Here is a 12,593-nt window from a genome sequence, read left to right on the forward strand (position 1 = left end):
GGTAGCCCGGCACCCAAAACGGACGCTTGAGTCATGTTTTCAACGGGCTGGCGGCCGAGGCATGTCATCTTTCGGACGCGGTTCGATCAACCCGCGCCCGTTCGCATGGAAACCTTCTTTCTCGCCAACCGCTACCTGCACATTGCCACCGGATTTGTCGGGTTTTTTGTGGCGCCCGTGGCCCTGGCCGTGCGCAAAGGTGGACCGGCGCACCGGCTTTGGGGCCGGGTGTTTTTCTGGGCCATGGCGGTAGCCGGCACCACGGCGCTGGTGGGTGCGCAGCACATTCACAACCTGTTTCTGCTGCTCACGGCGGTTTTCAGCCTCTACATGGCGGCGTTTGGCTACCGCTCCCTGTATCTGAAGCCTTTGGCCTGGGATGCGCGGGTAGCCCCTGGCGACTGGGCGACGGCGGGTGTGGGGCTGGCCGTATTTCTGGGTACGGTGGGCTATGCGGTGGTGGCGCGCAACATCCCGGTGGGCATTTTCGGCGCCATCGGGGGCCTCACGGCCGCCCGCCAACTGCGCGGCTACGCCAACGCCGGCCGTTGGAATAAAAACCAATGGCTGCTCAACCACATTTCCGGTTTCATGGCTGCGTACATCGCAGCGGTGTCAGCATTTTCGGTCACCAGCCTGCACTTCATTCCCTTTCCCTACAATTTCTTGTGGCCCACCGTGCTGGGTGTGCCCGTCATTGCCTGGTGGCAACGCCGGGTGCAGCGGCAACAAGGGGTGCCGGTGGCCCGCTAAGCGTCGATGTTGAAAAGCAAGGGTTTGGCTATTGGTGCATAACAGGTTATCCCGCCCAGCCTTCGCGGTCGAGGCTGCGGTACTGAATGGCCTCGGCTAGGTGCGGCAGCTGAATGTCTTCCGCGCCGGCCAGGTCGGCAATGGTGCGGGCCACTTTCAGAATCCGGTCATAGGCCCGGGCCGAGAGGCCGAGGCGCTCCATGGCCGTCTTCAGCAGCGTGCGGCCGTCCTCGCTGATGGCGCAAATGTCTTTCACCATCTGCGGCGGCATCATGGCGTTGGAGTGGATGTCGGCGTAATCGCGGAAGCGGGCTTCCTGCACGGCGCGGGCCCGGTCTACGCGGGGCTGAATGTCGGCGCTGGTTTCGGCCTTCCGCGTTTCGGTCATCTGGTCGAAGGTCACGGGCGTCACTTCCACGTGCAGGTCGATGCGGTCGAGCAGCGGGCCCGATACCTTGTTCAGGTACTTCTGTACCACGCCGGGGCCGCACACGCATTCCTTCTCGGGGTGGTTGTAATAACCACAGGGACAAGGGTTCATGCTGGCTATCAACATGAAATTTGCCGGAAACTCAATGCTCACCTTGGCCCGCGAAATGGTCACGCGGCGCTCCTCCAGTGGCTGGCGCATTACCTCCAGCACCGTGCGCTTGAACTCGGGCAGCTCGTCCAGAAACAACACGCCGTTGTGGGCCAGCGAGATTTCGCCGGGCTGCGGGTTGCCGCCCCCGCCCACCAGCGCCACATCGGAAATGGTGTGATGCGGCGCCCGAAAGGGCCGGCTGCTCAGCAGCCCGCCCCCGCCCAGTTTCCCGGCCACCGAGTGAATTTTGGTGGTTTCCAGCGCTTCCTGCATGCTCAGGGGCGGCAAAATGCTGGGCAGGCGCTTGGCCAGCATGGTTTTGCCCGCACCGGGAGGCCCAATCATAATCACGTTGTGGCCGCCGGCCGCCGCTATTTCCAAGGCCCGCTTGATGTTCTCCTGGCCCTGCACGTCGGCAAAATCGGCCGTGTATTTATTGACGGAATGCTGAAACAGCTCGCGGGTATCGACGGTGGTGGGCGCAATTTCCAAACGGCCCTCGAAGAAGCCAATGGCCTCCTGCATGCTGCTCACGGCAATCACGTCGAGGTTGTTCACAATGGCCGCTTCTTCGGCGTTGGCTTTAGGCAAAATAATGCCTTTGAAACCTTCTTTACGGGCCTGGATAGCAATGGGCAGCACACCCCGAATGGGCCGCAGCTCACCATCCAGCGCCATTTCGCCCATGATAATGTACTCAGGCAGCCGCTCCGTCATCAATTGCTGCGAGGCGTGCAAAATGCCCAGCGCAATGGGCAGGTCGTAGGCCGCGCCTTCTTTGCGGATGTCGGCCGGGGCCATATTCACCACCGTTTTGGTGCGCGGCATGCGGTAGCCGCGGAATTTCAGCGCCGCCTCAATGCGCTGCTGACTCTCCTTGATGGCGTTATCCGGCAAGCCCACCACATTGAACCCCGTTCCGGCCGAAACCACCACTTCAATAATGATGGTGTAGGCGTTGACGCCCTGCACGGCCGAGCCGAAGGTTTTGGTAAGCATGGTAGAAGTAGCGTAGTAAGCGTTAGGCCTTAGGCGGAGGATAATGAGACTTCCTACAAACCTACTACTTCATCTTCAATCGGTATACACCTTCACACCACCAGCTTCTCAATCAGCATAATCAGGATGTGAATCACCTTGATGTGAATTTCCTGAATCCTATCCGCATACCCAAAATGCGGCACCCGGATTTCCACGTCGCTCAGGCCGGCCAACTGCCCGCCGTCTTTGCCAGTAAGTGACACCACTTTCATTCCAAGCTCCTTGGCGGCTTCGGCGGCGCGCAGGATGTTGGGCGAGTTGCCGCTGGTGCTGATGGCCAGCAGCACGTCGCCGGGCCGCCCCAAGGCCTCCACGAAGCGGCTGAACACGAACTCGAAGCCAAAATCATTGGCCACGCAGGTCATGTGCGAGGCCTCGGTGAGGGCGATGGCGGCCAGGGCGCGGCGGTTTTGGCGGTAGCGGCCGCTGAGTTCTTCGGCAAAGTGCTGGGCGTCGCAGAGGCTGCCGCCGTTGCCGCAGGTAAGGGCCTTGCCGCCGGCGCGCAAGCTGCTGGCAAAAACTTCAGCGGCTTCGGCAATGCGGGCCAGATTGGCCGGGTCGGCCAGAAATTGGTCGAGCACGGTGCGGGCTTCGCTGAGTTCGGCGTGAATGAGGTCGGAAAGGCTGGTTTCAGGCACGTTGAAACGTCTTCGATTTGAAAAATCGCCTGCCACATTGAGCGGGGCTCAGCATGACAGGCGGTTGGTTGTGGCTTGAATTGATTACGCCAGCGGCGGGCGCTCGGCGGGTGGGGTGTTGGGCAGGCTGGGGTCGCTCTGCGGGAAAGTGGGCTGGGGCAGGTGGTCGGGCGTACGGTGCTCGGTGTTGCTCATTGTGCCGACAGCCTGGCTCTGGGTGGGCTGGGCAGGCAGTGGCTCGCTGAGGATGCGGCCGTCCACGGTGCGGGCCGTGGGCACGCCTACCGGGCCAGCGCTGCGTTGCTGGTGGTCATAAAGCTTGGCCTTGAGCTCGTTGATTTTGTTTTCCTGCTGGCTCACCGAACGACGCAAGAGCACGCTGTCCAGGTTTTCGGTGATGAGGTGCAACGCCAGCAGGCCGGCCCCAATCAGGAACATAGTGTAGTAGAAGCTGCGCTCTTTTTCCAGCGCCGACAGGCCGGAGCCCATGTCCATCACGGTGGTGCGCACAGCAGGAGCCAGCACGAACAACAGCGCCAGTAACAGGTAAACCATGACGGCGACGGTAACAATGCGTTTGAGGGCAAGCATGGCGAAAAAGTTGGTTAAAGGCGAAAGATAAAATGTCGTTAGACCAGCGCGGCGTTGGTTTGCAAGGAGCTCAGGCGCTGGTACACGCCGCCTTCGCGCCGCACCAGCTCGTCGTGGGTACCGCGCTCCACGATGCGGCCGTGCTGCAGCACCACAATTTCGTCGGCGTGCTGCACGGTGCTCAGGCGGTGGGCAATGACAAGCGAGGTGCGGTTTTGCATCAGACGCTGCAGGGCTTCTTGTACGAGTTTTTCGCTTTCGGTGTCGAGGGCCGAGGTGGCTTCGTCCAGAATCAGGATGGGCGGGTTGCGCAAAATGGCCCGCGCAATGCTCAGCCGCTGCCGCTGCCCGCCCGAGAGCCGCCCGCCCCGGTCGCCAATCACCGTTTGGTAGCCCTCGGGGCTGGCCACGATGAATTCGTGCGCGTTGGCAATGCGGGCGGCTTCCATCACCTCCGCCTCGGTGGCCTGGGTGTTGAAGCGGATGTTGTTAAAGATGGTGTCGTTAAACAGAATGCTCTCCTGCGTCACAATGCCCATTTGGTCGCGCACCGAATGCAGGGTGCAGGCGCGCACATCATGCCCGTCGATGAGAATCTGGCCAGCGCTGGGGTCATAGAAACGGGGAAGCAGGTCGGCTAAGGTGCTTTTGCCGCCGCCGCTGCCGCCCACCAGCGCCACCGTTTGGCCTTTCTTGATGCGCAGGTTGATGTCGTAGAGCACGGGCTTGTCGCCGTAGCTGAAGCTCAGGTTCTGGAACTCGATTTCGCGCTCGAACGGCGGCAGCTGCGCCGCGTCGGGCCGGTCCCGAATGGCGGGCTCGGTGTCGATGATGCTCAGCACCCGCTCGCCGGCCACCAGCCCGCGCTGGATGTTGCCGAAGGAGCTGGACAGCGCCTTGGCCGGCGTGAGCACCTGCGAAAACAGGATGACGTAGCCAATAAACGTCTCGCCATCGAGCGCCGACTGCCCGCCCAGAATGAGCGTGCCGCCGAAGTACAGCAGCCCCGCCACCACGCTCACGCCCGCAAACTCCGAAAACGGCGAGGCCAAATCCCGGGTGTTGTCAATACTGCGCGAGGTGCGGGCGTACTGGTTGTTCTGCTCCTCAAACTTGCCCTTGATGTATTCCTGTGCGTTAAACGCCTTGATGACCCGAATGCCGCCCAGCGTCTCGTCAATCACCGACAGCATGGTGCCCAGCGTTTTCTGGCTTTGCTTGGCCTGGGTGCGCAGGCGCTTGGCAATGGTGGCAATAATGCCCCCGGAAACGGGCAATAGCACCAAGGTGAACAGCGTGAGCGGCACCGAGATGTGGAACAGCACCAGGAAATACGCCACAATGGTGAGCGGCTCCTTGATGACGGCCGTGAAAGTATTCACCACCGAGGTTTCCACTTCCTGCACGTCGGCCGTGAAACGCGACATCAAATCGCCCTTGCGCTCGCCCGAAAAGAAGCCCAGTTGCAGGTTGATGATGCGATGGTACAAGTCGCGCCGCAGGTTGCGAATCACGCGGGCCCGCACCTTGGCCAGCAGCCGCAGGCTCACGTAGCGAAACACGTTGCTCAGCAGCACCGACAACACCACCACGCCGCACACAAAAGCCAGCGCGCCCATCTTGCCGTGCGTGGTGAGCACGTCGGCAAAGTAGTAGTTGAACGTGTCCGTCACCCACGTGATGGTGGGCTTGAACGCGGGCAGGTGCGCGGGCGCTTTCAACGGAACCTTGTCCGTTTTGTCGAACAGCACCTTCAGCAGCGGAATAATCAGCGTGAAGTTGCCGATGCTGAAGAAGATGGTCAGCACCGTGTAAAGCAGGTACTGCGGCAGAAAGGACATCAGCGGCCGCGCGTATTGCAGAATCCTGAGATAAGTCTTCATCAGTTATAAGAACAGACTATTAGGGACGCCGGAACTCCGCTGTTACTTCAATCCGGCCCCGAATGTGCTGATTGAATTCGGCCAGCTGCTCAGCCGGCACCCACAGCTCGTTGTGCTGGGCGTCGCCCACGTTTTGCACCGGGAACTGGCTCAGGTAAGCCGTATCAACCGCAAACCGCACCACGTAGCCCACGCCGTAGTAGGGCACGTTCCAATCGCGGCTGATTTGGATGGCGTACTCCTCGTTCGTGACCGGGTAGAAGATGGGCTGCTCCGGCAGCCGGGGCGGAAATTCCCGCCAGCCGCTGGCCGCAATCAAATCCAGCTCCTGCTGGTTCACGGGACGGAATAAATCGGTGGTTTCGGCCATGGCTTAAAACTCGTGCAGGCGTTGGGCAATGTTCCAGCGCAGGGCCACGGAGGCGTACGTTTCGTTGCCGTTGAGAGCGGGTGTGAGCGAATAGGTTTGGTGGCGCGCAATCAGCTTAGCGTCCAGAAACAGGTTGAGGCGCGGCTGGTAGGTGGCCGTGAAATCGGCGTGCAGCAGGCGGCTCTTGTTGCCCTGGGCGGTGCGGTTGTCGTACTCGGCCACGCGGGTGTTGTAGGACTTGAGCACGTTGCCGCCGTAGTTGGCGCCCGCTACGTCGAAGTTGTTTAGGTCGAGGCCTTGCTCCGTGTAAAAGGCCTTGCCCACCAGCATCAGGCGGGGCAGGGGCTGGTAGCTGAGCACGCCCAGAATCTCGGCCAGATTGGCGCCCATAGGGTGGGCCAGGGGCTGCATGTAGTGCGTGTAGGCCGTGTAGTAGTCCTCGTGCTGGTAAGTGTAGGGGCGGATGTAGTTGAACTCTACCTGCAAATCGAGGTTGCGCACGCCGGCCACGTCGATGTACTTACCACCCAGCTGAAAAGCTTGCTTGTTGCCCCACCAACCGTTGCGGGCCCGCACTTCGCCAATCTTAAACTCATCGAGCACTAGTTGCCCGTAGACCTGCGCCGTGTGGAAAATATTCCACTTAAAATCAAGGCCCAGAACGGCATTGTCGGCCGAGCCAACCTGCTGCTCCACGGCGCGGTAGAAGATAATCGGGTTCAGGTATTGCAGCTCCAGCCCGCGCCCGGGGCCACCGGCAATTTCCGACTCAAACACGCCGATGTTCAGGTTTGAAGTCACATCGAGGCTGAGGTGGTGCAAAGCCAGGTATTTCTTCGGGTACACGCCATCGACGGGGCTGCCGGCCGAATTGTAGGTGCGCCGGCCCGTGAGCTCGGCAAACAGGTTCTGGTAGTTCAGCTTCCAGACGCGGGTGTTCAGCTTCAAAAAGAAGTACGGCGTGCTGTAATCCGACAGAATCAGCGAGCGGTAACCGTTGCCGATGAAGTTGCGGTCGTGCCCCAGCTGCACGTTGATGTGTTTGGTGGCCGCGTAGGTGAGGTAGCCCCGCGCCGAGAAGAAATCGTACTGGCCGGCGCCTGTTTTGTAGGGCTTCCAGTAGCCTTCGTGCGGCACAATGGTGTCGCGCGCAATGCGGTTTTGCACGTACTGCGGCACCCGTTCCTGGTTATCAGTCAGGAAGGCGTAGAAGCCCAGTCGCTGGTCGATGGTACCTTCCAACTGGGCCCCGCGCGTGTTCACGTAGCGGATGCCGTCGCTGTTCTGGTTGTCCTTGCCCACCGACAGCAGCGCCACCGGGTTCACGCGCAGCGTAAAATCTTTGCTGTCGACGTGGTAGAAATCGGTCTGGTCGCGGTAGAAGTAGTTGAGAAACGGACGGGCGCTCTGGTTCAGGTCGTTGCCCTGCGCCGAGTTGGCCCAATTGTCTTTCAGCAAGTATTGGGCATTGAAGCGGTCGGCCCGCGAGAGGCTGCCGCTGCGCGTGGCCTGGGCGCTGTCGGGTCCCAGCATGCGCTCGCCGAGGTGGGCGGCCGCCGTGCGCGTGTAGGGCCGCACGCTGGTGTGCGGGTCGCGCAGCGAATCAGAGCCAAATTTGATGGCGTAGCGGTCGATGAGGCGGTAAATGTCAGGGTCGAGCGGCACATAAGTTGCGCCTTGCGTCGCCTCAAACCCGTTGCGCGACACCTGAGCCGTGCGCTGAGGGCTACCGGGGGCCGGAGCGCGGCGCACCGCTCTTTCGCGCGTGGCGCGCCGCTTGGGCGTGTCGGCCACGCTGTCGAGCGGCTGGTCAAAAATCAGCCAGGGCGACTTTTCGGCGGCGGGCGCCGGGGAGGTCGGCGTGCCAGGAGCAGGCACGGCCGGCACCGGCACCGTTTGGGCGGCAGCAGCCCCGGCCAGCAGCGTCAGGCCAATCAGGAACAAGGTTTTGGGCATAAAATCGGATAAGCGCCCGTCGGGGCCACGCCGCGCGGTCGCAAAAAGTCAGACAAGGCAATTTCTTAACAAACCTACGCAGCAGGCCGTTGGCGGGCTGATATCGGGCACGGGCGCGGGGCGGCGGGCGCCGACGTTTTTCGGCTCGTTTTCTTGCCCACGCCCGGTTTTGGTGCCAACTTCGGGGCGTTGGCCGCGCCTGTTGCTTGGCTACTCTCCTCAACGCCCTGTTTCTATGGCCACGCCACACGCCTCTTCCGCCCTTCCCTCGCCCGCTACCGAAGCAGCCGCGGCCATGGCCAACATCCATGTCGTGTGCGCCGAGCCCAGCATTGCCAACCATTTCCTGGCCGAGCTGCGCGACAAAGACGTGCAAAAAGACAGCCTGCGCTTCCGCCGCAACCTGCAGCGCCTGGGCGAAATCATCGCCTACCGCATCAGCGCCCACCTCAGCTACACCGACCAAACCATTCAGACACCCCTGGCCGAAACCACCGGCAAGCTCCTGCACGACTTCCCCATTCTGGCCACGGTGCTGCGCGCCGGATTACCTTTCCATCAAGGTTTTCTGAATTATTTCGACCAGTCGCCCAGCGCCTTCGTAGCTGCCTACCGCATCGAGGGCACGGCCCAGGTACAGGTGCAGGTCGATTACCTCTCCGCGCCGCGCCTCGACGAGCGGGTGCTCATCCTGGCCGACCCCATGCTGGCCTCTGGCAAAAGCCTGGTGCAAACCTACCGGGCCATGCTGCGCTTCGGCACGCCGCGCCAAGTGCACATCGCGGCCGTCATTGCCTCGCCCGAGGGCCTGGCCCACGTGGCCCGCGAAATCCCCGAAGCCAACCTCTGGGTGGCCGCCATCGACGAAAAGCTCAACGAGCAAGCTTACATCGTGCCCGGCCTCGGCGACGCCGGCGACCTGAGCTACGGCAGCAAGCTGTAGTGTAGCCACGCGCCAAGACGGAATTTCTCAGGCTGGTTGAACCCTGAACTTCGGAAAAGGGTATCTTTGCCACGCGCCCACCCCGCGTTCAGTTGCCCCTCTTCACCCGCCTGCCTTTCCGCCTTCGCCGTGGTTCATCCCGCAGTTAAGTTTGCGTCCGTGTTCCTGCTGAGCACGGTCAAGTTTTTGGGCGGCCCGCTGGCCGGGACCTCTATGGGCCTGCACTTTTGGCAAACCCTGGCCCTCACCGTGGCCGGCATGATGACCAGTGTGTTCGTCTTTTCCGGCGTGGGCGGCACCTGGATGCGCCACCGCCAGAAGCAGCGCCGTCTGCGCCGCGAGCCCATCTTCACCAAACGCTCGCGCAACATCATCAAGGTGTTTCGCAAGTTTGGCATGGGCGGCATCGCCTTTCTCACGCCCATTTTGCTGTCGCCCATCGGCGGCACCGTCATCGCCACGCTGCTGGGCGTGCCGCGGCAACGCATCCTGCTGCACATGTTTCTGAGCGCAGTGTTCTGGGGCACGGCCCTCACCTTCGCCAGTATCCACTTCGGGCACCTGCTGCACCACAAGTAAAAGGGTTGAGTGTTGAAGGTTGAATGTTGAGTGAAAGATTGGTTAACTCAACATTCAACCTTCAACACTCAACCCTTTTAACGCCCGCGCCGCTTCAGCGCCTTCACGCCGGGGTTCGAGCCGCCTTTTTTGCCCACAAAGGCTTTGGCACCCTTGCGACTCTTCTTCTGGCCTTCCACGAAGGGCTTGCCGGTGCGTTTGTCGATGGTCACGCCGGGTTTAATCCACTCCTTGCGCTCGTGGAAAGCGCCTTTGAAGTCGGGGTCCAGCTTTTTGCGGCGGTCGTCGAGCTCGCGGCCCATCTTCTGCTTTTCCTCGAAGGGGGTTTCTTCCACTTTCACTTCCTCGGGCAGCGGCAGCAGCTCAATCTTCTGGTTGATGAGCTGCTCAATCTCGCCGACGTGCACCATTTCGGCCTCGTTGGCGAAGGTGATGGCGGCGCCCGTGTGCTGGGCCCGGCCCGTGCGCCCAATGCGGTGCACGTAGTCGTCGTGCACAATGGGCACGTCGAAATTGATGACGTGGCTCACCTGCGGCACGTCGATGCCGCGCGCGGCCACATCAGTGGCCACCATGTAGCGCACCTCCCCGGCCTTGAAAGAATCCATGCTGTTCATGCGGGCGTTCTGGCCCTTGTTGCCGTGAATTACGCGCACCTCGCCGGCCGGAGCCTTGCGCTCCAGAAAATGGGCCACCTGGTCGGCGTGCTGCTTGGTGCGGCAGAACAGTAGCACCCGCGTCATCACCTCCGCGTCGCGGTAGAGCAAGAAATGCAGCAGGTTGATTTTGGTGAGCAGGTTTGGCACTTCGTACAGCACCTGGCTCACCGTAGAGGCCGTTTTGGCCGGCGGGCTCACCTCCACCCGCACCGGAAATTCCAAGAACTCCTCGCTTAGCGTCGTCACGCGGTCGGGCATGGTAGCTGAGAAAAGCGCGTTCTGCCGCTTGCGCGGAATGATTTCCAAAATGCGCCGAATCTGGGGCATGAAGCCCATGTCCATCATTTTGTCGGCCTCGTCCATCACCAGCGTTTTCAGGTCGGTGAGGCGCACGGCGCCTTTGAGGTAAATTTCCAGCAGCCGGCCCGGTGTAGCCACCAGTATATCCAGCCCTTCGGCAATGGTTTCAATCTGCGTTTTGGGACCCAAACCGCCGTAAATGGCGAAAATGCGCAGGTCGGTGTTCACGGCCAGCGCCTTGAGGTGCTTCTCAATCTGCATGGCCAGCTCGCGGGTGGGAGCCAGCACCAGCGCCCGTGGGTGGGTGCCCTGGGCATATTTTACCTTCATGAGCAGCGGCAGGCCGAAGGCGGCCGTTTTGCCGGTACCGGTTTGGGCGATGCCCAGCACGTCGTGCCCGGCCAGCAGCAGTGGAATGGTCTGCACCTGCACCGGCGTGGGCTCGGTGAAGCCCGCCTCGGCCACGGCGGTGAGGAGTTGTTTGTTGAGTTTGAAATCGTTGAACGATGGGGTGGTATTGGGTTCCATTCCGCAAAGGTCGGGATTTTTCGAGCGAGCGACTGCCTGCCGACATAAAAGAACGTCATGCAGCGTGCTGCGAAGCATCTTTGCCGCTTCGTTGCATTAGCATTGATTACTACCGCTGTAAAGATGCTTCGCGGCGCTTTGCATGAAGTTTCGCCGTGCGTAATGGCGTCAGGCGAGAACTTTTTTTGCCGTTTCTCGTCTCTTTTCTTATCTTTGCCCCACCAAAACAAACACGGTAGATATAGCTCAGCTGGTTAGAGCGTCGGATTGTGATTCCGAAGGTCGTGGGTTCGAGCCCCATTATTTACCCACCCAAAAGAAAGTCCCCGGAATTATCCGGGGACTTTTTTGTTGCTTGCAAGGAATCCGCTTTAATGCGGCTTTAATTTGACCGTTTTTATTCACCACAATTTACCTGCATGAGTCTGCTCGTCATCGGCAGCGTCGCGTTCGACGCTCTGGAAACGCCTTTCGGCAAAACCGATAAAATCATCGGCGGCGCCGCTACCTACATCAGCCTTTCGGCGTCGTATTCGCTGAAACCCGTGAAGCTGGTGGCCGTGGTGGGCGAAGATTTTCCGCAGTCCGACATCCTGCTCCTTGAAGAGCACGGCGTCGACACCGAAGGCCTGCAAGTGAAGCAGGGCGAGAAGTCGTTCTTCTGGTCGGGCAAATATTCTAAAGACCTGAACTCGCGCGAAACCCTCGTGACCGAGCTCAACGTGCTGGCCGATTTCGACCCTATCATTCCCGACGCGTACCAAGACTGCAAATACCTGATGCTGGGCAACCTTGCCCCGCAGGTGCAGCGCCTCGTCATTCAGCGCCTCGTGAACCGGCCCAAGCTGATTGTGATGGACACGATGAACTTCTGGATGGACATTGCTCTCGACGAGCTCATCGCCACCATCGAAATGGTGGACGTGCTGAGCATCAACGACGAGGAAGCCCGCCAGCTCTCTGGCGAGTACTCGCTGGTGAAGGCCGCGAAGAAAATCATGGCCATGGGCCCGAAATTCCTCATCATCAAAAAGGGCGAACACGGCGCGCTGCTCTTCCACAAAAACAAGGTGTTCTACGCCCCCGCGCTGCCGCTGGAAGAAGTTTTCGACCCGACCGGCGCCGGCGATACCTTCGCGGGCGGCTTCATCGGCCACCTAGCCGCGACGGACGACATCAGTTTCGAGAACATGAAGCGCGCCGTCATTCACGGCTCGGCCATGGCTTCGTTCTGCGTGGAGAAGTTTGGCACCGAGCGCCTGCTCAACCTCAGCACGGAGGAAGTGGAAGCCCGCGAGGCCCAGTTCGCCGAGCTGGTGAAAGTCGTGCCGGCATCAGCCGTGGCCAATGTGCCGGCCTAAGGCGGCATAATTTGGGCATTGGGCTGCGGGCGCACAACTCTTTGGCGGCGGTGTGGGTAAAAGGAAACATCATTCCACCTTTTGCCTTCCACGCCATGTCTGATAAGAAAACCAACCTGCCCGACGAACAGCCTTCGGTAGTGCCCTATGAGAATGAGCACCACAAGAAGACCAAAACCCCCTCGGTCGATTCGTCTACGAATCAAAACGTGAATCAGAACCACATCACCGAGCAGGGCAACGAAACCAAAGGCAACACGCCCGGCGGTAATTTCAACGAGGTGCGCCACACTCAGGCCAACAAGCCCCGTAGCAACCCGCAGGGCAACAGCCCAATGTCCATCGACACAAATAGCCCCAAAAAAGGCCCTGGCAGCAAAGCCGACTAGGTTCTTCTAAGTTGACAAA

General features: G+C 60.6%; 12 protein-coding genes and 1 tRNA gene. 6 read left to right on the plus strand and 7 right to left on the minus strand.

Annotated elements, in window-relative coordinates:
• Window positions 1-105 precede the first annotated feature (105 nt).
• Window positions 106-753, plus strand: a complete 648-nt coding sequence (locus tag MTP16_RS09370) for a DUF2306 domain-containing protein (RefSeq protein ID WP_243518766.1) — start codon at window positions 106-108, stop codon at window positions 751-753.
• Between the two features lie 46 nt (window positions 754-799).
• Here MTP16_RS09370 and MTP16_RS09375 read toward each other — a convergent pair whose 3' ends face one another.
• The 6 genes from MTP16_RS09375 to MTP16_RS09400 form a co-directional block, all read right to left on the minus strand.
• The gene (locus MTP16_RS09375; RefSeq protein ID WP_243518779.1) at window positions 800-2,335 is read right to left on the minus strand and encodes a YifB family Mg chelatase-like AAA ATPase; all 1,536 of its coding nucleotides are present in this window, start codon (window positions 2,333-2,335) and stop codon (window positions 800-802) included.
• Window positions 2,336-2,427: 92 nt separating this feature from the next.
• A complete protein-coding gene (gene lpcA / locus MTP16_RS09380) occupies window positions 2,428-3,015 on the minus strand; it encodes a D-sedoheptulose 7-phosphate isomerase (RefSeq protein WP_243518782.1) in 588 nt (195 codons plus the stop codon).
• Between the two features lie 84 nt (window positions 3,016-3,099).
• Window positions 3,100-3,606: a hypothetical protein gene (locus MTP16_RS09385; RefSeq protein ID WP_243518785.1), complete on the minus strand. Its 507-nt coding sequence runs from the start codon at window positions 3,604-3,606 to the stop codon at window positions 3,100-3,102.
• Between the two features lie 38 nt (window positions 3,607-3,644).
• Window positions 3,645-5,489 (minus strand): ABC transporter ATP-binding protein, encoded by a 1,845-nt coding sequence (locus tag MTP16_RS09390; protein WP_243518788.1) that lies wholly within the window; start codon window positions 5,487-5,489, stop codon window positions 3,645-3,647.
• A gap of 19 nt (window positions 5,490-5,508) precedes the next feature.
• Window positions 5,509-5,859 carry a hypothetical protein gene (locus tag MTP16_RS09395; RefSeq protein WP_243518791.1) on the minus strand — a complete coding sequence of 117 codons (351 nt, stop codon included), beginning with the start codon at window positions 5,857-5,859 and terminating at the stop codon, window positions 5,509-5,511.
• Window positions 5,860-5,862: 3 nt separating this feature from the next.
• Window positions 5,863-7,815, minus strand: coding sequence for a capsule assembly Wzi family protein (locus tag MTP16_RS09400; RefSeq protein ID WP_243518793.1), 1,953 nt, complete (start codon window positions 7,813-7,815; stop codon window positions 5,863-5,865).
• Window positions 7,816-8,050: 235 nt separating this feature from the next.
• On the opposite strand from MTP16_RS09400, the gene upp reads away from it, so the two are divergent.
• Window positions 8,051-8,758: a uracil phosphoribosyltransferase gene (gene upp / locus MTP16_RS09405; protein ID WP_243518795.1), complete on the plus strand. Its 708-nt coding sequence runs from the start codon at window positions 8,051-8,053 to the stop codon at window positions 8,756-8,758.
• Between the two features lie 129 nt (window positions 8,759-8,887).
• Window positions 8,888-9,337, plus strand: coding sequence for a hypothetical protein (locus tag MTP16_RS09410; protein WP_243518797.1), 450 nt, complete (start codon window positions 8,888-8,890; stop codon window positions 9,335-9,337).
• Window positions 9,338-9,414: 77 nt separating this feature from the next.
• On the opposite strand, the gene MTP16_RS09415 is transcribed toward MTP16_RS09410, so the two are convergent.
• A complete protein-coding gene (locus MTP16_RS09415; RefSeq protein WP_243518799.1) occupies window positions 9,415-10,824 on the minus strand; it encodes a DEAD/DEAH box helicase in 1,410 nt (469 codons plus the stop codon).
• A 235-nt stretch (window positions 10,825-11,059) separates the two neighbouring features.
• Between MTP16_RS09415 and MTP16_RS09420 the strand changes: the two genes are divergently transcribed.
• The 3 genes from MTP16_RS09420 (at window position 11,060) to MTP16_RS09430 (ending at window position 12,574) form a co-directional block, all read left to right on the plus strand.
• Window positions 11,060-11,133: transfer RNA gene (locus tag MTP16_RS09420), tRNA-His, on the plus strand.
• 110 nt (window positions 11,134-11,243) lie between these two features.
• Complete coding sequence (locus MTP16_RS09425) at window positions 11,244-12,185, plus strand: PfkB family carbohydrate kinase (RefSeq protein ID WP_243518801.1); 942 nt, start codon at window positions 11,244-11,246, stop codon at window positions 12,183-12,185.
• Window positions 12,186-12,280: 95 nt separating this feature from the next.
• Window positions 12,281-12,574: a hypothetical protein gene (locus tag MTP16_RS09430; RefSeq protein ID WP_243518802.1), complete on the plus strand. Its 294-nt coding sequence runs from the start codon at window positions 12,281-12,283 to the stop codon at window positions 12,572-12,574.
• The last annotated feature ends 19 nt before the right edge of the window (window positions 12,575-12,593 follow it).

The sequence above is a fragment of the Hymenobacter monticola genome (assembly GCF_022811645.1).
Taxonomy (GTDB): Bacteria; Bacteroidota; Bacteroidia; order Cytophagales; family Hymenobacteraceae; genus Hymenobacter; species Hymenobacter monticola.

Coding starts and splice junctions, on each gene's coding strand:
- MTP16_RS09400 (WP_243518793.1), bottom strand. CDS start 7,815: ATGCCCAAAACCTTGTTCCTGATTGGCCTGACGCTGCTGGCCGGGGCT.
- MTP16_RS09390 (WP_243518788.1), bottom strand. CDS start 5,489: ATGAAGACTTATCTCAGGATTCTGCAATACGCGCGGCCGCTGATGTCC.
- MTP16_RS09395 (WP_243518791.1), bottom strand. CDS start 5,859: ATGGCCGAAACCACCGATTTATTCCGTCCCGTGAACCAGCAGGAGCTG.
- MTP16_RS09385 (WP_243518785.1), bottom strand. CDS start 3,606: ATGCTTGCCCTCAAACGCATTGTTACCGTCGCCGTCATGGTTTACCTG.
- MTP16_RS09375 (WP_243518779.1), bottom strand. CDS start 2,335: ATGCTTACCAAAACCTTCGGCTCGGCCGTGCAGGGCGTCAACGCCTAC.
- upp (WP_243518795.1), top strand. CDS start 8,051: ATGGCCACGCCACACGCCTCTTCCGCCCTTCCCTCGCCCGCTACCGAA.
- MTP16_RS09415 (WP_243518799.1), bottom strand. CDS start 10,824: ATGGAACCCAATACCACCCCATCGTTCAACGATTTCAAACTCAACAAA.
- MTP16_RS09425 (WP_243518801.1), top strand. CDS start 11,244: ATGAGTCTGCTCGTCATCGGCAGCGTCGCGTTCGACGCTCTGGAAACG.
- MTP16_RS09430 (WP_243518802.1), top strand. CDS start 12,281: ATGTCTGATAAGAAAACCAACCTGCCCGACGAACAGCCTTCGGTAGTG.
- MTP16_RS09370 (WP_243518766.1), top strand. CDS start 106: ATGGAAACCTTCTTTCTCGCCAACCGCTACCTGCACATTGCCACCGGA.